The 20,452-nt window shown below is 64.3% G+C and carries 23 protein-coding genes; 18 read left to right on the forward strand and 5 right to left on the reverse strand.

The annotated features are described in order from the left end of the window. Positions 1-91 precede the first annotated feature (91 nt). The 9 genes from rsfS (at position 92) to ACS0VV_RS14510 (ending at position 6,232) form a co-directional block, all read left to right on the forward strand. Positions 92-487 (forward strand): ribosome silencing factor, encoded by a 396-nt coding sequence (gene rsfS / locus ACS0VV_RS14470; RefSeq protein ID WP_483533394.1) that lies wholly within the window; start codon positions 92-94, stop codon positions 485-487. Positions 488-500: 13 nt separating this feature from the next. Continuing rightward, positions 501-812 carry a hypothetical protein gene (locus tag ACS0VV_RS14475; RefSeq protein WP_483533395.1) on the forward strand — a complete coding sequence of 104 codons (312 nt, stop codon included), beginning with the start codon at positions 501-503 and terminating at the stop codon, positions 810-812. Between the two features lie 29 nt (positions 813-841). Next, entirely contained in the window at positions 842-1,264 is a 423-nt protein-coding gene (locus tag ACS0VV_RS14480) for a 23S rRNA (pseudouridine(1915)-N(3))-methyltransferase RlmH (RefSeq protein WP_483533564.1), read from the forward strand. Positions 1,265-1,270: 6 nt separating this feature from the next. After that, a complete protein-coding gene (locus tag ACS0VV_RS14485) occupies positions 1,271-2,473 on the forward strand; it encodes a murein hydrolase activator EnvC family protein (RefSeq protein WP_483533396.1) in 1,203 nt (400 codons plus the stop codon). Positions 2,474-2,740: 267 nt separating this feature from the next. After that, the gene (locus ACS0VV_RS14490) at positions 2,741-4,093 is read left to right on the forward strand and encodes a S41 family peptidase (RefSeq protein WP_483533397.1); all 1,353 of its coding nucleotides are present in this window, start codon (positions 2,741-2,743) and stop codon (positions 4,091-4,093) included. Positions 4,094-4,124: 31 nt separating this feature from the next. After that, positions 4,125-4,586, forward strand: a complete 462-nt coding sequence (locus ACS0VV_RS14495; protein ID WP_483533398.1) for a disulfide bond formation protein B — start codon at positions 4,125-4,127, stop codon at positions 4,584-4,586. Next, positions 4,583-5,107, forward strand: coding sequence for a demethoxyubiquinone hydroxylase family protein (locus tag ACS0VV_RS14500; RefSeq protein ID WP_483533399.1), 525 nt, complete (start codon positions 4,583-4,585; stop codon positions 5,105-5,107). The genes ACS0VV_RS14495 and ACS0VV_RS14500 overlap by 4 nt, the downstream gene beginning before the upstream one ends. A gap of 83 nt (positions 5,108-5,190) precedes the next feature. Next, positions 5,191-5,820 (forward strand): hypothetical protein, encoded by a 630-nt coding sequence (locus ACS0VV_RS14505; RefSeq protein ID WP_483533400.1) that lies wholly within the window; start codon positions 5,191-5,193, stop codon positions 5,818-5,820. A gap of 28 nt (positions 5,821-5,848) precedes the next feature. Beyond that, complete coding sequence (locus tag ACS0VV_RS14510) at positions 5,849-6,232, forward strand: hypothetical protein (RefSeq protein WP_483533401.1); 384 nt, start codon at positions 5,849-5,851, stop codon at positions 6,230-6,232. A gap of 4 nt (positions 6,233-6,236) precedes the next feature. Here ACS0VV_RS14510 and fabI read toward each other — a convergent pair whose 3' ends face one another. Genes fabI through ACS0VV_RS14525 form a run of 3 tightly spaced genes read right to left on the reverse strand, consistent with a single transcriptional unit; the run spans position 6,237 to position 9,062 of the window. Next, positions 6,237-7,040, reverse strand: coding sequence for an enoyl-ACP reductase FabI (gene fabI / locus ACS0VV_RS14515; RefSeq protein ID WP_483533402.1), 804 nt, complete (start codon positions 7,038-7,040; stop codon positions 6,237-6,239). Next, positions 7,037-8,059 carry a YihY/virulence factor BrkB family protein gene (locus tag ACS0VV_RS14520; protein WP_483533403.1) on the reverse strand — a complete coding sequence of 341 codons (1,023 nt, stop codon included), beginning with the start codon at positions 8,057-8,059 and terminating at the stop codon, positions 7,037-7,039. Before ACS0VV_RS14520 ends, fabI begins: the two co-directional genes overlap by 4 nt. Positions 8,060-8,105: 46 nt before the next feature. Then, positions 8,106-9,062, reverse strand: a complete 957-nt coding sequence (locus tag ACS0VV_RS14525) for a DnaJ C-terminal domain-containing protein (protein ID WP_483533404.1) — start codon at positions 9,060-9,062, stop codon at positions 8,106-8,108. 203 nt (positions 9,063-9,265) lie between these two features. Here ACS0VV_RS14525 and pdxH point away from each other — a divergent pair, with 203 nt between their 5' ends. The 3 genes from pdxH to ACS0VV_RS14540 are packed head-to-tail and all read left to right on the forward strand — an operon-like array spanning position 9,266 to position 11,600. Beyond that, positions 9,266-9,865, forward strand: coding sequence for a pyridoxamine 5'-phosphate oxidase (gene pdxH / locus ACS0VV_RS14530; protein WP_483533405.1), 600 nt, complete (start codon positions 9,266-9,268; stop codon positions 9,863-9,865). Then, on the forward strand, positions 9,862-10,797 hold the full coding sequence (locus ACS0VV_RS14535) for a cation diffusion facilitator family transporter (RefSeq protein WP_483533406.1): 936 nt from the start codon (positions 9,862-9,864) through the stop codon (positions 10,795-10,797). The genes pdxH and ACS0VV_RS14535 overlap by 4 nt, the downstream gene beginning before the upstream one ends. Further along, entirely contained in the window at positions 10,794-11,600 is an 807-nt protein-coding gene (locus ACS0VV_RS14540; protein ID WP_483533407.1) for a PhzF family phenazine biosynthesis protein, read from the forward strand. Before ACS0VV_RS14535 ends, ACS0VV_RS14540 begins: the two co-directional genes overlap by 4 nt. Here ACS0VV_RS14540 and ACS0VV_RS14545 read toward each other — a convergent pair. Next, complete coding sequence (locus tag ACS0VV_RS14545) at positions 11,585-12,742, reverse strand: serine hydrolase domain-containing protein (protein WP_483533408.1); 1,158 nt, start codon at positions 12,740-12,742, stop codon at positions 11,585-11,587. The two genes, ACS0VV_RS14540 and ACS0VV_RS14545, sit on opposite strands and share 16 nt — an antisense overlap. 33 nt (positions 12,743-12,775) lie before the next feature. On the opposite strand from ACS0VV_RS14545, the gene ACS0VV_RS14550 reads away from it, so the two are divergent. Next, complete coding sequence (locus ACS0VV_RS14550; protein WP_483533409.1) at positions 12,776-13,123, forward strand: hypothetical protein; 348 nt, start codon at positions 12,776-12,778, stop codon at positions 13,121-13,123. On the opposite strand, the gene mnmA is transcribed toward ACS0VV_RS14550, so the two are convergent. Further along, positions 13,120-14,289: a tRNA 2-thiouridine(34) synthase MnmA gene (gene mnmA / locus ACS0VV_RS14555; RefSeq protein ID WP_483533410.1), complete on the reverse strand. Its 1,170-nt coding sequence runs from the start codon at positions 14,287-14,289 to the stop codon at positions 13,120-13,122. The genes ACS0VV_RS14550 and mnmA overlap by 4 nt on opposite strands. 146 nt (positions 14,290-14,435) lie before the next feature. Between mnmA and ACS0VV_RS14560 the strand changes: the two genes are divergently transcribed. The 5 genes from ACS0VV_RS14560 (at position 14,436) to ACS0VV_RS14580 (ending at position 20,409) form a co-directional block, all read left to right on the forward strand. After that, complete coding sequence (locus ACS0VV_RS14560; protein ID WP_483533411.1) at positions 14,436-14,798, forward strand: hypothetical protein; 363 nt, start codon at positions 14,436-14,438, stop codon at positions 14,796-14,798. Then, complete coding sequence (gene sciP / locus ACS0VV_RS14565; RefSeq protein WP_483533412.1) at positions 14,795-15,094, forward strand: CtrA inhibitor SciP; 300 nt, start codon at positions 14,795-14,797, stop codon at positions 15,092-15,094. The genes ACS0VV_RS14560 and sciP overlap by 4 nt, the downstream gene beginning before the upstream one ends. A gap of 114 nt (positions 15,095-15,208) precedes the next feature. Beyond that, positions 15,209-15,475: a GlsB/YeaQ/YmgE family stress response membrane protein gene (locus ACS0VV_RS14570; protein ID WP_483533413.1), complete on the forward strand. Its 267-nt coding sequence runs from the start codon at positions 15,209-15,211 to the stop codon at positions 15,473-15,475. 237 nt (positions 15,476-15,712) lie between these two features. Then, on the forward strand, positions 15,713-16,933 hold the full coding sequence (locus tag ACS0VV_RS14575; protein ID WP_483533414.1) for an efflux RND transporter periplasmic adaptor subunit: 1,221 nt from the start codon (positions 15,713-15,715) through the stop codon (positions 16,931-16,933). Between the two features lie 5 nt (positions 16,934-16,938). Next, complete coding sequence (locus tag ACS0VV_RS14580; RefSeq protein WP_483533415.1) at positions 16,939-20,409, forward strand: efflux RND transporter permease subunit; 3,471 nt, start codon at positions 16,939-16,941, stop codon at positions 20,407-20,409. Positions 20,410-20,452: the final 43 nt, after the last annotated feature.

Raw genomic sequence — 20,452 nt, forward strand, 5'->3', positions numbered from 1 at the left:
AGGAGCATGACCAGCAGCGATGACCCAAGCCAGCAGCGCAGCGCTTTCCGGCGCAGAACCGAACGGCCCAGCCACCGCGCCCATTTCCATCATGTCGATATCTGATAACCTCTCCACCGAACTGCCGGAAACCGAACCCGGCTCCTTGCACGAACTCGTGATCTCCCAGCTGGATGACGATCAGGCGCAGGAACTTGTCTCGATTCCGCTCGCGGGCAAAAGCTCGATTGCCGATCACATGGTGATCGCCTCCGGCCGTTCGACGCGGCAAGTTGCTGCGATGGCGCAGAAACTGGCGGAAAAGATCAAGCAAAGCGGCATGGCGATGCCCCGCGTCGAGGGCCTTCCCGCCGCCGACTGGGTGCTGATCGATGCCGGCGATGTGGTCGTCCACCTGTTCCGCCCCGAAGTGCGCGGCTTCTACAACCTTGAACGGATGTGGGGCTTCGGCGACGACGGCGAAACGCGGCAGATGGGTAGAAGTTGAGTAGGAGGGCCGCTTGAGCCCGAAAGCCAGATACCGGCTGGCCAACTGGTCGTGGTGGCTGGCCCTAGCCTTGTTCGCATTCTTGGCAATTTACCTTCCCAGCAAAGCGCCTTGGGGCGATGTTGAACTTCTGTTGTTCCTTCTAGCGTTTGCCGCGACGTGTCTCCTGGTAATTTTCATTCCTTTGTTTGCGCTCATTGCCCAGCGAACGGTGCGTTGCGGTGAGTGCGGAGAGCGGTTCTTCGACTGGATTTTCATCACCTTCCCAGTGCAGGGCGGCTGTAAGAATTGTAGCGCGCCCATTGAAAACGCGGTGATCGACTAACCGCCGCTTGATCCGACAGGAGCGCTCAAATTCTTCTCCACATCATCGCTCGCGGAAAAATTGCCCGTTCGCCGGAGGAGGAGCTGGTCGAGCGGTACGTCAAGCGCATCCAGTGGCCGGTCAAACTAACCGAACTCCCTGAAACCGGGGGGCGAATCCCTGAACCGCAAACGCCGTTCCGCACGGTGCTGCTCGATGAAAAGGGCAAAAATCTCGGCTCGGAAGATTTCGCACAAATCCTCGAACGCTGGCGCGATGACGGCATTCGCGAATGCCGTTTCATGATCGGCGCGGCGGACGGGCATTCCGAGGACGACCGTGCGCAAGCCGACCTGCTGCTGAGCTATGGCAAGGCCACGTGGCCGCATCTGCTCGCCCGTGCGATGCTCGCCGAACAATTGTTTCGCGCCACCAGCATCCTTGCCGGACACCCCTATCATCGGGCAGGGTAGCACACGATGCATCGCACAATCCTTCTCCTCGGCTCGGCGCTGATTTTCGCCGGAGCTGCGCTTGGCCAAAGCGCAAGCCAGTTCGGCAGCGATGACGAGGCACGGCAGGCTTTGGCGCAAGCATTGGAAGAACGCGCCGCTGCCGAGGATCGCAGCCGCCGCCTGGAAGGCGAAGCCGACGCTGCCGAAAGCGAGGCGGAGCGCGCCGCACGCCAGTCCGCCGCGCTCGCCGCGCGCATCCAGCAGGCCGAGGCAGGTATCGCCGCCGCCCGCGCGCGGATGGCGCTGCTCGACGAAGAGCGTGCCACTTTGCGCGAAACGCTGGGCCGCGAGCAGCAACCGCTGATCCGCCTCACCGCCGCGCTCCAGCAATTCTCGCGCCGACCCGTCGCGCTGTCGCTGCTGCGTCCCGGCGAGATTAGCGACGTCGTCTATCTGCGCGCCGTGCTGCACAATGCGGTGCCCACGGTCGAGGAGAACACCGCAGGCCTGCGCGGCCAGATCGCCCGCGCCGCGACTTTGCGCGAGGAAACCGCGCAAACCACCCAGTCGCTGCAAGCCGAGGAACGCGCACTGGCAGAGAGGCAGGCTGAGCTCGCCGATATCGAAAGCGCCCGCCGCCTCGCCGCGCGCGAGGCCGGAACCGCTGCCGACCGCGAGGCCGAACGCGCGCTGGCGCTCGCCGAGCAAGCGCGCGATCTGGACGGGCTGGTGGAAGAGCTGGAAGGCGCGGCGGCGCTGCGCCAACGGCTCGCCGCTTTGCCCGGCCCCGAACTGCGCCCGGGCAGCAATAGCGGCAATGCACCCGCCGCTCCGACCGCCGCCGCTACCGCTGCCGAACGCTCCGCACCGCGCCCCTATGTGCTGCCCGTCACCGGGCGCACCGTCACCGGCTTTGGCGCATCGCAAGCTACGGGGCTAAGCCAGGGGCTGACGCTTGCACCGATCGCCGGGGCGCAGGTGATTGCTCCGGCTGAAGGCCGCGTCGGCTTTGCCGGTTCGTATCGCGGCTTTGGCCGGATCGTGATTATCGAGCACGAAGGCGGCTGGACGAGCCTCATCACCGGTCTCGCACGGCTCGATGTGCGGACGGGGCAAGAACTGGTCGGCGGCGCGCCATTGGGCATTGCCGGGCCGGGCAATCCGCAAATCACGCTCGAACTGCGGCGCGATGGCGAGCCGGTTAATCCGCTCCTATATACTCGCTAATTATGTTCGGCCCGCGCATCCGCGCGTGCCATCCTCGGTGCTATTCGCTTCGCCAGAGCTTCGCTCCGGCTGCGCGGCATCGGAGTTTATCCTGAGCGGCTGCTGCAAGCAGCCAGCCGAGGGGGGTCGGCCGCTTGGCCTCGGTCACTCGCTTTGCTCGTGAATGCGCCGCGTTACCCATCAAAACCCCCTCCTAAAACCTCATCTGGCGTTCAGACCGCGCCTGCGATACACCGTGGCCCGGGACCATCCCCTCGCAGGAATGATATGAAAACCAGATTCTCCGCCAAATTCGCTCCCGCCATCCGCGCAGCGGCGCTGTGCACCGCTGTTGCACTGGTGCCCGCCACCACGTCCGCCCTGGCGCAGATGGAAGGGCGCGCGTCGCCCGAATTCCAGCGGCTGTTCGCCACCTACCAGCGGATCAAGACGAGCTATGTCGATCCGGTGGAGGACGAAGTGCTGATCCGCGGCGCGATTGACGGGATGCTCGGCGCGCTCGATCCGCACAGCGCCTATATCGATGGCACCCAGCTTGAACGTCTCACCACGATGATTGACGGCAATTACCAGGGGCTGGGCATTTCGATCCAGATGGATGATGGCGCGGTGCGCATCATTTCGCCGTTCCGTGGCAGCCCTGCCGAGGCTGCCGGTCTGGCCGCGGGCGATTACATCACCCACATCAATGGCGAGCTGATTTACGGTCAGGATGTCGATTACGCGGTCTCGCAAATGCGCGGGCCGGCGGGCACCTCGATCGAGCTGACGATTTTCCGCCCGGGCCGCGAGGATTCCTTTGACGTGACCGTGACGCGCGGCGTGATCGAGCTGGAACCGGTGACCTGGGAACTGCTCGAAGGCAATATCGGGCATATCTCGGTCAACGAATTCTCCGCCGATGTGGGGGCCGATGTGCTGACCGGCCTGCGGGCACTGGAGCAGGAGGCGACTGGCGGACTCGAGGGCATCGTGCTCGATCTGCGCCGAAATCCGGGCGGTTCGCTCGACGAAGCGGTGGCGCTGTCCGACCTGTTCCTCGATTCGGGCCAGATCGTCTCGCAGCGCGGGCGCACCCGGCGCGATACCATCTTCTACGATGCCGAAAGCGTCTATCGCGGCGATGTGGCGGAAGGCATTCCGATCATCGTGCTGATCGACGAAGGCTCGGCCTCGGCGTCCGAAATCGTCGCGGGCGCGCTGCAGGATCACCGCCGCGCGCTGGTGATGGGCGAGCGCAGCTTCGGCAAGGGTAGCGTGCAGACGCTGCTGCCGCTCACCCGCGATTCGGCGCTGAAGCTGACGACGGCGCGGTATTACACCCCATCGGGCCGCAGCGTGCAGGAGAACGGGATCGAGCCCGATATCCGCGTGCCGCAGCTCTCAGATCCCGATGCCGAGCGCCGCCAGCGCCTTGCCCTGCGCGAAAGCGATCTGCGCGGGCATCTTATCAACGAGATCGGCGCGGAGGACGATTCGCTCGAACGCGACCGGCTGGACGACCCGCGCTTCCAGCTGACCGCTGCACAGCTTGAGGAAATGGGAATCGAGGATTTCCAGCTCGATTACGCGGTGCGCACATTGCGGCGGCGCACCGGCGTTTCGGTGGCGAGGAATTGAGAGCTGGCCCTGCACCCGTTAAGCGAAGCCCATGACTGAGCCTCTCCCCACATCGGACCGCATCGCGCAGCGGCTCGCGCTGGCCGTGCCCGCGCTGCTGCTTGGTGGCGCTTACCTTTCGCAATACGGTTTTGACCTGTATCCGTGCGAAATGTGCTGGTGGCAGCGTTACCCGCATTTCGCCGCGCTGGCGCTCGCGCTGCTGTCGCTGTTCGCGCCGCCCAAGCGGATGTGGATCGCGCTGGCGGCGGGGGGAATCCTGACCTCGGGCATGATCGGAGCCTTCCATGCCGGTGTCGAATATGGCTGGTGGCAAGGCATTACCGGCTGCGCGACCGGTGCATCCGACCCGCTCAGCTTCGATGTCGTGCGCTGCGATGTCGCACCGTGGTCTTTCATCGGTATTTCACTCGCCGGGTGGAATGCGCTTCTTTCCATCGGCAGCGCGATGGCCATATGGGTGCTGCTGCTCGCGAAAGAGAGGACTGCATGACCGCGAAGAAAGACCGTTCGGAAATGATCCGCGTCGATCAGGCGGGCGAGTTTGGCGCGACGCGCATTTATGCCGGCCAGCTCGCCGTAATGGGCGAACGCGGGCCGCATTCGGCAGAAATCCGCGCCATGGCAGAGCAGGAGCGGGTGCACCGCGAGGAATTTGACGCGCTGATGGCGAAGCGCGGCGTGCGCCCTACCGCGCTGCAACCGTTCTGGAATGTCGCGGGCTATGCGCTCGGCGCGGGCACTGCCTTGCTCGGCCCTGAAGCGGCAATGGCGTGTACGGCAGCGGTCGAGACCGAGATTGACAAGCATTATTCTGACCAGCTCGCCGAGCTGGAAGCCGATGGCGATGATCCCGAACTCGCCGCGATGATCCACCGCTTCCGCGAGGACGAGCGCGAACACCGCGATGCCGCGTTCGAGCATGGTGCAGAGAAGGCACCTGCCTATCCGCTGCTCTACGCCGCGATCCGGCTGGGCTGCAAAGTGGCGATCAAGGTCTCGCAGAAGGTCTGACCCTTCGCCTGTGCTGCTTCATGGCGCATTCAAGCTGGGTTCTGCTATGGAAGCGGGAAAGTTTTACTGAACCGAGGTTTTCGATGAGTCGCTTGCTCACCCTGTCCGCCGCTGCACTGGTCGCGATCACCGCGATGCCCGCTGCGGCGCAAGACCGTCCTGCACAAGGGCCCGCGCAGCCGCCCGAATACCGCGTCAACCAGCTGATCATCTATGGCGAGGACCCGTGTCCGCAATCGGACGAGAACACGATCAATGTGTGCGCGCGGCTTGCCGAGAGCGAACGCTATCGCACCCCGCCGCGCCTGCGCAATGTCAATTCGCCCGCCAATGAAAGCTGGACGAACCGTGCGGAAAGCCTCGAAGTCCTTGGGGCATTCGGGCCGCTTAGTTGCACGCCCACGGGGCTGGGCGGCGATCATGGCTGCACGCTCGACATGATCGAGCAGGCCTATGCCGAACGCGCGCAGGGCAGCGATGTGCGCATGGGGCAGCTGGTCGCCGAAGCGCGCGCCGAGCGCCTGTCCGAGATCGACGGCAATGCCGCGCTGACGCAGGCCCGCGTCGAGGAACTGGAGCGCGCCGAATTCGAACGCCGCCGCGCCGCGCAAGGACAGGCCCTGCCCGACGAGGAAGGCCCGCCGCCCGTGCTGGTCGATCCGAGCCGCATTCCGGACGAGCCGCCTGCTGTTCCCGCAACGCGGGACGATTGATTTGGTGACTAAAGAGTCGGGTAAGTGAATGGAGTCTCTTTTCACATGGCTCGTTGGCGCATGCTTCGCTTCGATTGCGATCGGCTTTGTCGCCGTTGATATACTGAGGCTTGTGGTTGGTGTCGAAAACGTCGACGCACAACTGGCGGCATTCGTTGAAGAACGTGGTCGGTGGTCGTACGACGGTGACTTTCCGCGCTACGAGTACTCCGTCGATGGTCGGCACTACAGCAAGATTGGCTGGCTGCCAGATCGCCTGTTCCTGCTTACGAGGCCGCAAACGCCCGCCACGTTAAGACTGACCTACCCGCGCGGATTTCCAAGGCTCGCACGCGCGCACGCGCCGATTCAACGAGTCTTCGCGATCGTGCTTTGCGCCGGTGCGGCTGCGTTTGCCTTTATTTTCGTATGACCGCTCAACTCAAAGCAATATCCGGCGCGTCTTCCTGCTTCATGCCGACGACATGGTAGCCCGCATCGACGTGATGCGTCTCGCCCGTCACGCCCGCTGACAGGTCCGAGCAGAAGTACAGGCCCGCACCGCCGACATCCTCGATGGTCACATTGCGGCGCAAAGGCGAATTGAGCTCGTTCCACTTCAGGATGTAGCGGAAATCGCCGATCCCGCTCGCCGCCAGCGTCTTGATCGGCCCCGCGCTGATCGCGTTCACGCGGATACCGTCCGGCCCCAGATCATTGGCGAGATATTGTACGCTGGTTTCCAGCGCGGCTTTGGCGACGCCCATCACATTGTAATGCGGCACGACCTTTTCCGCGCCGTAATAGCTCAGCGTCACGATGCTGCCGCCGTCCGTCATCAGTGGCGCAGCGCGCTTTGCAGCCGCAACCAGCGAATAGGCGGAGATGTTCATCGTCATCAGGAAATTGTCGAGGCTGGTGTCGACATATTTACCGCGCAGCTCGTTCTTGTCCGAAAAGCCGATGGCGTGGACGAGGAAATCGAGCTTGCCCCATTTCGCCTCGATCTCCGCAAAGGCGGCATCCATCGCTGCCATATCGGAAACATCGCATTCGATCAGAAAGTCGCTGCCGACTTGCTCCGCCAGCGGGCCGACGCGCTTTTTCAAGGCTTCGCCCTGATAGGAGAACGCCATTTCCGCGCCCTGTTCGTGCAGCTTCTTCGAAATGCCCCAGGCCAGCGATTTGTCATTCGCCAGCCCCATGATGAGGCCCTTCTTGCCTGCCATCAGACCCGTCATTGCGATACTTCCTCCGTATTCCCTGCCCGCTCCCGCTCGCCCGAATAGCCGAGACGGCGACGTTCCTCTTCGGGCGTTTCGGCGAGCGCGGCGTTCAATTCCGCACCGGCGACAACTCCTAAGCCTACCAGCCAGAAAAAGAAAAGCGCGATCATGAAACCGGCCAGCGAACCGTAGGTCAGATCGTAAGTGAACAGGCCGCGCAGCAAGGGCGGGAGGACGACTGTCACCGCAAACCACCATACTGTCACCAGCAGCGCGCCGGGCCATTTGGGATACCGCTTCCCGCGGTATTTGGGCGGAGTCAGCGCCACGAACAGCAACAGGATCGAGCCATAAAGGACAATTGTCGGAATGATGCGCGACCATTCGAGCGTGCCGAGCGCGCTGTAGAATTGCGGTATTGCCGCCTCGATCACTTCCTGCGCCGCGCCGATCATCACTTGCGCGATCAGCGACGTCATCAGCAGCAATACCGCGCCGATAATGATGGCGGTGGTGGCCAGCCGGTATTGCCAGAAGGCCCGCGTGGCCCGCGTGCCATAGGCGCGGCGCAGAATATCGCGGATCGTCTCGATCAGGCTCCCCACCGTCCACAGGCCGATGACTCCGCCGATCCACAGCAGCCAGCCGCTGCGCGCATTGACCACGCTGCGCGCGGCCGGGCCGATCACTTCCGCAACCACCGGCGGCATCGCGGTGAGCAGCGCATCAATGGTCGCCACGCGGTCGGCATAGTCGCCCGCGACGCTGAATATCGCCGCCGCGGTGATGAAGAAGGGGAAAATCGCCAGCACCGACATATAGGCAAGGTTGCCCGCATGGATTGTACCGTCGTTGAAGGTGCTTACAACGACCCGCTTGAGCACGGTCCATGCGCGGGTGCCGGGACCGACGCGGGCGTGCAGATTGGCGAATTCGGCGGGCTTGCCGGCGTCGCGCGCGCGCGCCTCGGGCGAATAATCAGGAAGCGGCTCCCCGTTCTCGCTATCGCGCGCCGAAGTTTCATGCGGAGCCATCGCGTTCAGAGACTAACAGCCCGAACGCCGATTGGCCAACAGGCAATCAGCCGCCCATTTCGCTGCGCGGATTGGCGGGGTCGCTCCACCCGTCGAGCTTTGCGGCCAGCTCTGCCACATCGTCGGGCAGCTGGATTTCGAGCGTGACCAATTGATCGCCGCGCCCGCCGCCCTTCCTGCTCCAGCCCTTGCCTTTGAGGCGCAGCACTTTGCCCGAGCTGGAACCCGGCGCGATGGTGAGCATGACCGCGCCGTCCACCGTCGGCACTTTCACTTTGGCGCCATGCACTGCTTCGCTGAGCGTGATCGGCAGGTCGAGCCGCACGTCATCGCCATCGCGCCAGAAATGCGCGTGCGGCGTGACGGAGATGGTGACGATCCCGTCGCCCGTGCCGCCGGGGCCGGCCTGCCCCTTGCCTTTCAAGCGCATCTGCGTCCCGTCCTCGACGCCTTCGGGCAGCGACAGGTCGATGGTTTTTCCGTCCGCCAGCGTGATGCGCTGCTTGGCGCGGCTTGCTGCATCCACGAAAGGCACGGTCAGCTTGTAGCGGATATCCGCACCCTTGCGCGGCGGAGGAGGAGGCGCCGAGCGCGTTGTCCGGCCACCACCACCACGCCCGAAAAGACCTTCGAACAGATCGCCCAGATCCATATCTTCGGTGCCGAAGCCCTGGAAGTCGGAAGAGGAATATTGCCGCCCGCCCGCGCCGTTGAAGCCGCCGCCGGGGCGTGATCCGCCAAAACCGCCGCTGCCAAAGCCGCCCCCGAAAGGCGAGCGCGGATTGCCGTCCGCATCAATCTCGCCGCGATCAAACTGTGCGCGCTTGGTTTTGTCGGACAGCAGATCATAGGCCTGCGTGACTTTGGAAAACCGCTCCGATGCGTCGGGCTTGTCCTTGTTGCGATCCGGATGCAGCTCTTTTGCGAGCTTGCGATAGGCAGACTTGATCTCCGCCTCGCTCGCCTGCCGGCCAACGCCAAGAGTGGTGTAGGGATCGCTCATGGTGTGTTAGGTAGGTAAAGCGCGGGTTTTGCGCAAGAGACGGCTTTCCTACGCTGCCCCACAGGTCTAGGTCTGCGCGCATGACCGCTCGCACTTGTCCGGAATTGGCCTTGTTTCAAGCGTGTTTTAAGCGACGGGGGATTTTCTCCCCTGAACCCTGTAACAGGTGTAACAGGTTCCGGCCAAGCCATTGAAAGCAAACGATGTCCGAAGACACCATTCCCACCACCGATCCCTTTGCCATCTTCGATGACTGGTTCGCCGAAGCGCAGGCGAGCGAGCCCAATGATCCCAACGCCATGGCGCTCGCCACCGCGACGCCCGACGCCATGCCTTCGGTGCGCATGGTGCTGCTGAAAGGCCATGATGCGCGCGGTTTCGTGTTCTACACCAATGCGCAGAGCCGCAAGGGCGGCGAAATCCGCAGCAATATGCAGGCCGCGCTGCTGTTTCACTGGAAGAGCTTGCGCCGCCAGATCCGCATCGAAGGCCCGCTGGAGGAAGCGACCCCGCAAGAGGCCGACGCCTATTTCCACTCGCGCCCGTTCAAAAGCCAGGTCGGCAGCGCCGCAAGCGACCAGTCGCGCCCGCTCGATAGCCGCGAAACCTATCTCGAACGGGTCGATGCCATCTGGGCCGAGCATGAGGCGGCAGGCAAAGTCCCCCGCCCGCCGCACTGGACGGGCTTTCGCGTGAAGCCGGTGGCGATCGAGTTCTGGCACGACCGCCCCAACCGCCTGCACGAACGGCGGAAGTTCGTGCGTGATGGCGACGGGTGGACAAGCACGTTGCTGTATCCGTGACCGACACCCGCGCCTCGCTCACGCGCAGTGCCGCACTCGCCTCGATCAGCATGGCGCTGTTTCTGGGCGTGCTCAAAGGCTGGGCGGTGTGGCAGACCGGCTCGACCGCGATGCTCGGCTCGCTGGCGGATACGACGCTCGATCTGGTGGCGAGCCTTGCGACTTTGCTCGCCGTGTGGGTCGCGGCGCATCCGGCGGATGACAACCACCGCTTCGGCCACGGCAAGGCAGAGGCGCTCGCCGCCCTGTTCCAGGTCATCCTTATCACCCTGTCGGCAGGCGCCATCGCTTTCCGCGCGGTGTTGCGGTTGGCCGAGGGCGGGGAAACGCGCGCGGCGGAGGCGGGGATCGGCGTCTCGATTGTCGCGATTGTCGCCACGCTCGCGCTGGTCGCGTGGCAGCGGCACGTGGTGAAGCGCACCGGATCGGTGGCGATTGCGACCGACCAGTTGCACTACCAATCCGACCTGCTCCTCAATCTGGCGGTGATCGCCGCGCTGGTGCTCGACCAGTATCTGGGCTGGAGCGCAGCCGATCCGCTGTTCGGGCTCGGCATTGCGGCGTGGCTGTTGTGGAATGCGTGGCAGGCCTCCGGCGAGGCGATCAATCACCTGATGGACCGCGAATGGCCCGAAGAGCAGCGCCGCGCCTTCGTCGAGCGGGCCGCGCGCCATCCGGAGCTTGCCAAGATGCACGATCTGCGCACCCGCACCAGCGGCACGCAGGACTTCGCGCAGTTCCATGTCGATCTGCCCGCCAGCATGACCGTGGCCGAGGCGCATGACGTGATCGAGCGGGTGGAGGCAGACTTGCTGGCAGCCTTTCCCAACACCGAAATCCTCATCCATATCGACCCGGAAGGCCATGTGGACGAGCCGGGCAATCCGCTCACCGAAAGCGATGAATTCGAGAAGCTGAAGGACGATCAATGACCGCTAAAGCCGTTCCCTATTGGCATATCGATGCCTTCTCCGACCGCCTCTATGGCGGCAACCAGGCGGCCGTGGTCATTGTCGAGGCGTGGCCCGACGATGCGGTGATGCGCGACATCGCGGCGGAGAACCTGTTTGCCGAGACGGCCTTTCTGCTTAAGGACGCAAGCGGCGCGGCGGATTGGGAGCTGCGCTGGTTCACGCCGACCAGTGAAGTCAAAATGTGCGGCCATGCAACCTTGGCCAGCGGCCACGCTGTGCTGACCCGTGATGGCGGAGAGAAGGTGACGTTCCGCACCCGCAATGCAGGCATTCTCGAAGTATCGCGCGATGCGGCGGGATACGCTCTCTCGCTGCCCGCAGCCAGAGTGGAGAAACGCGCCATGCCCGATCTGCTGGCGGCGCTCGGCGTGACAGGCACGGTCTTCGATACCGTCGAGGGGGTCGAAGAGACTGCAATCATCCTGCTCGAAGATGAAGCCGCAGTTTTGGCCGCCGCTCCGGACATGGCAGCCCTGGGCGCTATCGACCGGATGGCGATCTGCACCGCACCGGGCAGCGCCACCGATGTTGTCAGCCGGGTCTTCGTGCCCGCTTGGGGCGTGCCCGAGGACAGCGTCACTGGCTCCGCCCATGCGGCGCTCACACCGTTCTGGTGCGACCGGCTGGGGCGGGAGAGCTTCTCGGCCTATCAAGCGAGCGCGCGCGGCGGGCATTTGCGCTGCACACGCAATGGCGAGCGCGCTATCTTGAGCGGCCAGTGCGTGACCGTTGCCGAAGGGCGGTTCTACATACCGGGGTAAAGCCGGAAAATATCCGCCAGTTCTGCCACCAGCGCGGGCCGCTGATCGCCTCTGGTTACACCCATCCGCACCACGGTGAGCCGCTGCTCGGGCGAGACAATGACATATTGCCCCAAATGGCCGACCAGCGCGAAGGCGGTTTCCGGCCCCTGATCGGGGAACAGCACCACGCGCTCTGTGCCCGAGTCGCGGTTGAGCCAGAGCTGCGCGCCGTAATCGCCCGTTGCCGGGTTCTCCGCGCGCATAAAGTCGATCCAGCCGCGCGGGACGATTTGCGCGCCCGCAACCGAACCGCCATTGCGCAGGAATTCGCCGATCCGCGCCCAGTCGCGCGGGCTAGCCCAGATGGAGCTGCCGCCCAGAAGCGTGCCCGACGCATCATATTCGCCGCGTAAGGATTCCAGCCCCAGCGGCACGGCGAGGCGCGCTTCGAGAAATTCCGCCATCGCCGCCTGCCGCTCCGCTGCGTTGGCATCGGGCGCAAGCACATCGGTTGCGATGTCGGAGAGAATGACGCTGCTCGCGGTCGAATACTGGAAATGCGTGCCCGGATCGTATTCGAGCGGCTGCGCTTCGGCCCAAGCGGACATATCGTCGCGCCCTGCCATGAACATCATCTGCACTTCGGAGGATTCGAACGCCGGATCGTGCCCTTCGCGGTGGCGCAAGCCGGAGCGCATTTGCAACAGGTGGCGCAGGGTGATGGCGCTGCGCGGATCGCCGCTGCGCTGCCATGTGTCCACCGGCGCGGTCGCATCGAGGCTGAGCCGCCCGTCCGCCACCATCATGCCGACCAGCAACGCGGTGACCGTCTTCGACATCGACCAGCCGATCTGCGCAGTCTCCGGCCCGAAGCCTTCGGCATAGCGCTCGGCCACGATCTCGCCGCGATGCATGATGACCACGGCGCGGGTTTCGCCAATGCCCTCGACGGTAAACAGCTCGTCGACTTCCCGCGCCAGCTGCTCGCGCGAGACCCCGGGCTCGACCACCACCGCTTCCAGCGCTGCATCGGACAAAGGCGGGGGGGGAGGCGGCCCGTCTTGCGAACACGCGGCGAGCGCCAGCAATGCGGCAAAGGCCACTGGCGAGCGGGCAAAAGCGAGGCTAAGGGCGGGGCTAAAGGCAGGGCGACGCGACATGGGTGGCGCGCTCTTTCCAATAGAGGCGAGCGAATGGCAACTGCAAAACGGGCAAAGGCGGGCTGGGGCGCCATCACTTTCCGCGTGCTGTTGCTCGGCGGCATTGCGGTTGGCCTGCTGTGGTTCTTCTTCGGCGCGTTCGCCGGCGGGATGAGTGTTGCGGGCACCGGCTATGCCGCGAAGACCGCCTGTTCGTGCCGCTTTTTGGCCGGACGCGAGCTCGATTCGTGCAATGCTGATCTGGGCGACGGCTTTGCCATGGTCTGGCTGAGCGAGGATGCCGACGAGCAAAGCGTTACCGCCACCGTCCCCGGCCTCGCCAGCACAACGGCAACCTACCAGGATGGCCCCGGCTGTGTTCTGGAGCGGTGGGAGGGCTAGGCGCCTACCGGTGCCGTCGCATCGATCCAGCCGCCGCCGACCACGCGGTCACCGGCATAGATCACCGCCGCCTGCCCCGGGGCGACCCCGAATTCGGGCGTAGCGAAATGCAGCGTTATGGTCGCGCCATCGCCCAGCGGGCCGTCGAGCGTCACCGGTACCGGCTTGGCGAGCGAGCGCACCTTGGCGGTCAGCGGCATATCGGGCACGGGGCCGATGCGATTGGTTTCCACGATGGTGGCCGAGCCGACCGCGAGCATCCGCTTCGGCCCGACGCGCACCTGCGCCTTCTCCGCATCAAGGGCGACGACATAGAGCGGCTCCGGCTGCCCGCCGATCTCCAGCCCGCGGCGCTGGCCGACGGTGTAATGGATAATGCCCGGATGCTGCCCCAGCACTTCGCCCGTCTCGGCATGGACGATGTTGCCCGCTTTGCCGCCTTCGGGGCGCATCTTTTTGACGATCTTGGCATAATCGCCATCGGGCACGAAGCAGATGTCCTGGCTGTCGGGCTTGTTCGCCACGACCAGCCCGAAACTTTCCGCAATCTCGCGCACCTGCGCCTTGGGCAGGCCGCCGAGCGGGTAGCGGATATAGTCGAGCTGCTCTTCGGTGGTTGCGTAGAGGAAATAGGACTGGTCGCGCGCCGGATCATGCGCGCGGTGCAATTCGACGCCCGCCTCGCCGCGCTCGCGCCGGACATAATGGCCGGTGGCAAGGCAATCCGCGCCCAGTTCCTTCGCCATGCGCAAAAGGTCGGTGAATTTGGGCCCCATATTGCAGCGGATGCAGGGGATGGGGGTGCGGCCTGCGAGATATTCGTCGGCGAAAGTCTCGACCACTTCCTCGCGGAAGCTCGATTCGTGGTCGAACACGTAATGCGCGATGCCCAGCCGGTCGGCGACCATTTGCGCGTCGCGGATATCGTCACCCGCACAGCACGCGCCCTTGCGGCCGGTTGCCGCGCCATAGTCATACAGCTGCAGCGTGATCCCGATGACTTCGGCACCGGTCTGCGCCGCCAGAGCTGCCACGACCGAGCTATCGACCCCGCCCGACATCGCGACAACGATACGGCATTCGGCCGCAGGGCGCGGCAGATCGAACAGCGCTTCGGCGTTAACCGCGTTCAGCGGCGGGCCAAGGGTATCGGACGATGTGGACATGGCCGCGCCCATACACGCTTGTGCATAGCGGCAAAAGCCCCGCAATGGTCGCGGTACAGGGCAGTGTGCGGCACCGCTGAATTTGTAACAGATGGTTAAGCGCGGTTTTACCCGATCTTGACGCTTGCCGCCTAAAGCCATCAGCCATGTTCGAAGGAAAACCGCCTTTTGCGCCCGAGGCGCGGGTTTGGAAGCGTGGCGAGGCCGTGGAGGATTCGCTGTGTGCGGTCGATTGGGACGAGCTCAAGGCCCGTCTTGCGGCTGCCCGCGATCTGCGCCGCGAATGGAGTCACGACACAGCGTGCGAGGATGCCAGCTTCGATGCCGATTCGGCGCGGCGGCTGGCGGCCCTGCATGACCGTGACGACGGTTTCGTCTTCGACGACGCGCCCTTAGCCAATGGCAAAGGCGGCGTTAACCCTGATGATTTAGCCAATGGCAAAGGGGCTTGCCCCACTATTGGCCGGAACAGCGAAAACGGCGATCCGGCCAATCGAGGAAACACATGATCGAGAACCAGAAAATCCGTCCGGCACAAGTCATCGGTCCGCTCGGCGAGCCGTTGACGCTGGAAGATCTGCCGGCACCCGAAACCAAACGCTGGGTCGTGCGTCGCAAGGCCGAGGTCGTGGCTGCCGTCAATGGCGGGTTGCTGACGATTGACGAAGTGCTCGAACGCTATGGCCTGACGCTGGAGGAATTTGCCGGTTGGCAGCGCGCGGTGGACCGTTCGGGAATGCAGGGCCTGCGCGTCACCCGCATCCAGCACTACCGCGATCTGTACGAACGCCAGCTCAAATACTGATCCGCCCTTCGTAAAATCTGCTAACGCAAATGGGGAGTCCCGGAACATCGGGGCTCCCCTTTGCGTTGGGGGTTTATCCCGCGGGTTCGGGGGAAACGAAAGAGGAGAAGAATTATGGGTTGGATTATCGCTTTGATTGTCGGCGGCGTTGCCGGTTGGCTCGCCAGCAAGGTGATGAATCGTGATGCCTCGATGGGCATTTTCTGGAATATCGTGGTCGGCTGTATCGGTTCGGTGGTCGGCAATGCGCTGGCTGGCCCGCTGTTCGGCGTTTCCGGAAGCGTGCAGGAATTCTCGCTCACCGGACTGGTGATCGCGATCGTCGGCGCAGTCGTGCTGCTGGGCATCGTCAACCTTGTGCAGCGCGGCAAGGTTCGCTGATCGCCGGCATCAGACGAACAATGGCAGGGCGGAGTGCTGCGGCGTTCCGCCCTTTTCATTTGCACTTTGTCGATGGCAGTGCTCCGCTCGGCGAGGTTTGCATTGCGCCTGCACACCAAGCCCGCCAAAGGGCAGTTTCGGGGCAGGCGCATATAGTCGCATCCATATATTTGCTGTGCTAAAGCCCTAACGCACCTCTGGCCGCATTGCGGCCTTCAAAACCAGGGCTATGGGCCGATGAATTACGAAACACGTGTCGCCGCAGACAACGAAGCCGGTGTGACAATGACCGATGCCGGACATGGCGGCGCCCCCGCCGAGCGCGACATGGCTCCCGCGCGCCGCCGCAATCTGTGGATCGCGATCGCCGTGCTGGTGATCGGCGCGATCATCGCCGCCTTCATGCTGTCCGGCGGCGAGGAAGAAGCGCCTTTCACACCCACCGCCGAAGAGGCCGCAACCCTGCCTGCCGTCACCGTCGCGGTGCCCGGCGCGGGTACGCTGGAAGGCGTCATCAACGCCACCGGCACGCTGGCCGCGCGGCGCGAAATTCCCGTCGGCGTGGTCGGCGAAGGCGGGCGCGTGACGCAGGTGACCGTCGATGCCGGAGACTGGGTGCGCGCCGGCCAGGTGCTGGCGGTTATCGACCGTTCGGTACAGAACCAGCAGGCCGAGGCGCAGGCGGCGCAAATCGATGTAGCGCAGGCCGATGCCGATCTGGCGCAGGCGCGACTCGATCGCGGGCTGCAACTGGTGGAGCGCGGCTTTATCAGCCAGGCCGATATCGATCGCCTGACCGCCGAGCGCGATGCGGCTGTCGCGCGTGTGCGTGTCGCCCGCGCGCAGCTGAACGAGCGGCGCGCGCGCAATGCGCAGCTCAACATCGTTGCGCCCACTTCGGGTCTGGTTCTCGAACGCATGGTCGAGCCCGGCCAAACCGTTGGCGCAGGCTCGGGCGCGCTGTTCACGATTGCGCAGGGCGGCGAGATGGAGCTGCTCGCGCGCATCGGCGAGAACGAGCTGAGCCAGATCAGCGTCGGCATCAGCGGCACGGTAACGCCGGTTGGCACCGAGCAGCAATTCACCTGCCAGATCTGGCAGATTTCGCCGGTGATCGACGAGACGACACGGCAGGGCACGGCGCGTTGCGCACTGCCTTATGATCGCGCGCTGCGTCCCGGCGGCTTTGCCGGAATCACGCTGGCGAGCGGCACCACGGTCGCCACGCGCCTGCCCGAAAGCGCGGTGCTGTCGGACGATCAGGGCAGCTATGTCTACATCGTCAATGCCGAGGACACGGTGGAACGCCGCGACGTCGAGCTGGGCGCGATCAGCGATGATGGCATTGTGATTGCCGGCGGAATCGACGGCAGCGAGCGTGTCGTGCTGCGCGCAGGCGGCTTCCTCGCTCCGGGTGACCGCGTGCGGCCGGTGCGCGAAGGCGCGGCGCAAGAGTAGGCCCGATGGATTTCAGCCAAGCCTCCGCCTGGGCGATCCGCAACCCGATCGTCCCCATCCTTGCTTTCATCGGCCTGATGTTTGCAGGCGTGCTGGCGTTCAACGATATGGACGTGCAGGACACGCCGGACATCGAATTCCCGGTGGTGCAGGTCAGCATTTCGCAACCCGGCGCGGCCCCTTCCGAAGTCGAGAACCAGATCACCCAGCGGGTGGAAGCGGCGGTCGAAACGCTCGACGGGATCGAGAATATCTATTCCTCCGCCAGTGAAGGCAACAGCTTCACCAGCATCGAATTCGCGCTCGGCACCGACATTGCCGAAGCGGTGAACGAGGTGAAGAGCGAGATCGACAATATCCGCGGCGAATTGCCCGACGGAATTCTCGAACCGCGCGTCTTCAAACAGCAAACGAGTTCGCAGCCGATCGTCAGCTTCGGCGTAGCCGCCGACGATATGACGCTGGAGGAGCTGAGCTGGTTTATCGATGATACGGTGACCAAGGAATTGCTCACGGTTGACGGGCTTGCCGAAGTCAGCCGCCGGGGCGGGGTGGACCGCGAAATCCTCGTGATCCTCGATCCCGCGCGGATGCAGTCGCTTGGCGTCACTGCCAGCCAGGTCAACACCGCGCTGCGGCAGGTCAATTTCAACGCGGCGGGCGGGCAGGCCGAAATCGCCGGATCGCGGCAATCGGTACGCGTGCTGGGCAATGCCGAGACCGCGTATGAACTCTCGCAAATGCAGCTTAATCTGGGCGGCGGACGCACGATCAAGCTCGCTGATATCGCTGCGGTCTCCGACAGCTTCGGCGAAGTGAACACGGTGGCCAAGGTGGACGGGCAGCAGGTCGTCACCTTCTCGGTCACCCGCGCGCGCGGCGAAAGCGATGTGCGCGTGTATGATGATGCGGTCGAGGTGTTGCAGCGGCTGGAGGAGGCCAATCCCGGCATTACCTTCACCCGTCTGTTCACCGAAGTCGATTACACGCGCGGCCAGTATGAAAGCAGCATGGCGCTGCTGGTGGAAGGCGCGCTGCTGGCGGTGATCGTGGTGTTCCTGTTCCTGCGCGACTGGCGCGCGACGCTGATCGCGGCGATGGCGATCCCGCTTTCCGCCATCCCGACCTTCTATTTCATGGAAGCGTGGCTCGGTTTCTCGCTGAACACGCTCTCGCTCCTCGCGCTCGGCCTGGTGGCGGGCGTGCTGGTGGACGACGCCATCGTCGAGATCGAGAATATCGTGCGCCATATGCGCATGGGCAAAAGCGCTTATCAGGCGAGTATCGACGCGGCGGACGAAATCGGCCTGCCGGTTGTGGCGACGACCTTCTGCATCGTCGCGGTGTTCCTGCCCGTTGGCCTGATGCCGGGCATTTCGGGCCAGTTCTTCAAGAATTTCGGCCTGACCGTGGTGGTCGCGGTGCTGATGAGCCTTGCGGTGGCGCGCCTCATCACCCCGATGGCAGCGGCCTATTTCCTCAAGGCCGAAGGACACGGCACGCATGGCGAAGGCCCGATGATGGACCGCTATATGCGTGTGCTGCGCTGGTCGCTCGATACGAAGGCGTTCCGCGAGATGCGGCGGCGGCTCGGTTTCCAGGGCACGCGCTGGTGGTTCGTCCCGTTCAACATCCTGATTGGCGTATTGACCATTGCAGCGATTATGGGACTGATGGCGCTCGGTGCTTCGCCCGAAGAAGCAGGCGCTGCTGCCGCCGCTCCGCCAGAGCCGGAATTGCCGCCATGGTGGCTGATCGGCCTCGGCATTTTCGCGCTATACCTGCTGGGCGCTCTGGTGACGATGATCGTTGGCGGAGTGCTCGGGCGCAGCAAGGATGCAGCGGGGCAGAACGCGCTTATGCGCCGCGCGCGCTATATGTCCGCCCGCTTCCTCGACCACCGTGTGTGGATGATGCTGCTGGGCGTCGCCTCTTTCGGCGCAACCATTCTTATCGCGGCGCAGCTGCCCGTCCAGTTCTTCCCCGATACCGATAGCGATTTCAGCCGCGTCAGCATTTCGATGGTGCCCGGCACCACGCTCGAACAGACCGAGGAAGTGGTCGACCGCATCGCCGCGCGCCTCAGCGAGGAGCAGGAAGTCGCGGTTGCGCTTGGCACCTCTTTCGAAGGGTCGGGCAATATCAGCCTCGTGCTGCGCGAAGACCGCGTGCGATCGAGTATGCAGTTCGAGCGCGAATTGACGCCGGTGTTGCAGGATATTCCCGATGCGCGGGTCAATTTCCAGAACAACCAGGGCGGCGGCGGCGGTACGGGCCGCGCGATTTCGATCATGCTGTCGGGCTCCGATCCCGAATTGCTCGAAGAAACCGCGTCGACTTTGGTCGAGCAGATGGCCAGCGTCGAAGGCGCGGTTGCGCCGCGTATCGAGCGTGATTTGCAGCGCCCCGAACTGATTATCGAGCCGCGCGAGGATCTTGCCGCCAGTCTCGGCGTCACGACCGCTGCGCTCAGCCAGGCGATCCGCATCGCGACGCTGGGTGATATCGACCAGAACGCGGCGCGCTTCTCGCTCTCGGACCGGCAGATCCCGATCCGTGTGCGGCTCGCCGAAAGCGCGCGACGCGATCTGGCGACGATCCAGAACCTGCCCGTTCCCACCGCAGGTGGTGGTTCGGTGCCGCTGAGCCGCGTCGCCGATATCTCGCTGGGCATGGGGCCGACCTCGATCGAGCGGTTCAACCAGAGCCGCCGCGTCTTCGTCGGCCTCGATATCGCGCCCAATGTGGCGCGCGGCGATGTGCTGCTGGCGATCAACGCGCTGCCGATCATGGAAAACCTGCCTGCGGGCGTTTCCAATATGCCGGTGGGTGCCGACCAGTGGCAGGCCGACCTGGCGCGCGATTTCCAGACCGCGCTGATCACCGGCCTGTTCCTCGTTTTCGGTGTGCTGGTGCTGCTCTACCGCCGGATCGTGTCGCCGCTGGTGAACATGGGATCGCTGCTGCTCGCCCCCTTGGGCGGCTTCGTTGCGCTGGTGATTGCGGGTTATCTCGAAGGCTTCTCCACCGGCAATTTCGCCCCGCTACCCATTTCGATGCCGGTGTTTATCGGGATGCTGCTGCTGCTCGGCATTGTCGCCAAGAACTCGATCCTGCTGATCGACTTCGCCATTGAGGAAATGGATCGCGGCGTAGACAAGTTCGCCGCGATCATGGAAGCCGGACACAAGCGCGCGCAGCCGATTGTGATGACCACCGTCGCCATGACCGCTGGCATGATCCCCACCGCCATTTCTTTGAGCGGCGATGGCGGTTGGCGCGCGCCGATGGGCACCACGGTGATCGGCGGGCTGATCCTGTCGACCGTGCTGACGCTGGTGATCGTGCCCGCGGGCTTCAGCCTGGCAGACGGGATGGAGAAGAAGCTTGGGCCCTGGCTACGCGAGCGCTTCCTCACCTACAAACCCGGCGATGATGCCGCCGACAAAGCTGCGGAGCCGCAGCCTGCCGAATAGCTCGAAACTGACCTTCGCCAGCGGCGCTCCACTGCCGCCCGAC

It is taken from the genome of Aurantiacibacter sp. KMU-128 (assembly GCF_056933515.1).

Coding starts and splice junctions, on each gene's coding strand:
- ACS0VV_RS14505 (WP_483533400.1), top strand. CDS start 5,191: ATGAGTCGCTTGCTCACCCTGTCCGCCGCTGCACTGGTCGCGATCACC.
- pdxH (WP_483533405.1), top strand. CDS start 9,266: ATGTCCGAAGACACCATTCCCACCACCGATCCCTTTGCCATCTTCGAT.
- ACS0VV_RS14490 (WP_483533397.1), top strand. CDS start 2,741: ATGAAAACCAGATTCTCCGCCAAATTCGCTCCCGCCATCCGCGCAGCG.
- ACS0VV_RS14570 (WP_483533413.1), top strand. CDS start 15,209: ATGGGTTGGATTATCGCTTTGATTGTCGGCGGCGTTGCCGGTTGGCTC.
- ACS0VV_RS14520 (WP_483533403.1), bottom strand. CDS start 8,059: ATGGCTCCGCATGAAACTTCGGCGCGCGATAGCGAGAACGGGGAGCCG.
- ACS0VV_RS14500 (WP_483533399.1), top strand. CDS start 4,583: ATGACCGCGAAGAAAGACCGTTCGGAAATGATCCGCGTCGATCAGGCG.
- ACS0VV_RS14545 (WP_483533408.1), bottom strand. CDS start 12,742: ATGTCGCGTCGCCCTGCCTTTAGCCCCGCCCTTAGCCTCGCTTTTGCC.
- fabI (WP_483533402.1), bottom strand. CDS start 7,040: ATGACGGGTCTGATGGCAGGCAAGAAGGGCCTCATCATGGGGCTGGCG.
- rsfS (WP_483533394.1), top strand. CDS start 92: ATGTCGATATCTGATAACCTCTCCACCGAACTGCCGGAAACCGAACCC.
- ACS0VV_RS14575 (WP_483533414.1), top strand. CDS start 15,713: ATGAATTACGAAACACGTGTCGCCGCAGACAACGAAGCCGGTGTGACA.
- ACS0VV_RS14485 (WP_483533396.1), top strand. CDS start 1,271: ATGCATCGCACAATCCTTCTCCTCGGCTCGGCGCTGATTTTCGCCGGA.
- ACS0VV_RS14550 (WP_483533409.1), top strand. CDS start 12,776: ATGGCAACTGCAAAACGGGCAAAGGCGGGCTGGGGCGCCATCACTTTC.
- sciP (WP_483533412.1), top strand. CDS start 14,795: ATGATCGAGAACCAGAAAATCCGTCCGGCACAAGTCATCGGTCCGCTC.
- ACS0VV_RS14580 (WP_483533415.1), top strand. CDS start 16,939: ATGGATTTCAGCCAAGCCTCCGCCTGGGCGATCCGCAACCCGATCGTC.
- ACS0VV_RS14525 (WP_483533404.1), bottom strand. CDS start 9,062: ATGAGCGATCCCTACACCACTCTTGGCGTTGGCCGGCAGGCGAGCGAG.
- ACS0VV_RS14510 (WP_483533401.1), top strand. CDS start 5,849: ATGGAGTCTCTTTTCACATGGCTCGTTGGCGCATGCTTCGCTTCGATT.
- ACS0VV_RS14560 (WP_483533411.1), top strand. CDS start 14,436: ATGTTCGAAGGAAAACCGCCTTTTGCGCCCGAGGCGCGGGTTTGGAAG.
- ACS0VV_RS14495 (WP_483533398.1), top strand. CDS start 4,125: ATGACTGAGCCTCTCCCCACATCGGACCGCATCGCGCAGCGGCTCGCG.
- mnmA (WP_483533410.1), bottom strand. CDS start 14,289: ATGTCCACATCGTCCGATACCCTTGGCCCGCCGCTGAACGCGGTTAAC.
- ACS0VV_RS14540 (WP_483533407.1), top strand. CDS start 10,794: ATGACCGCTAAAGCCGTTCCCTATTGGCATATCGATGCCTTCTCCGAC.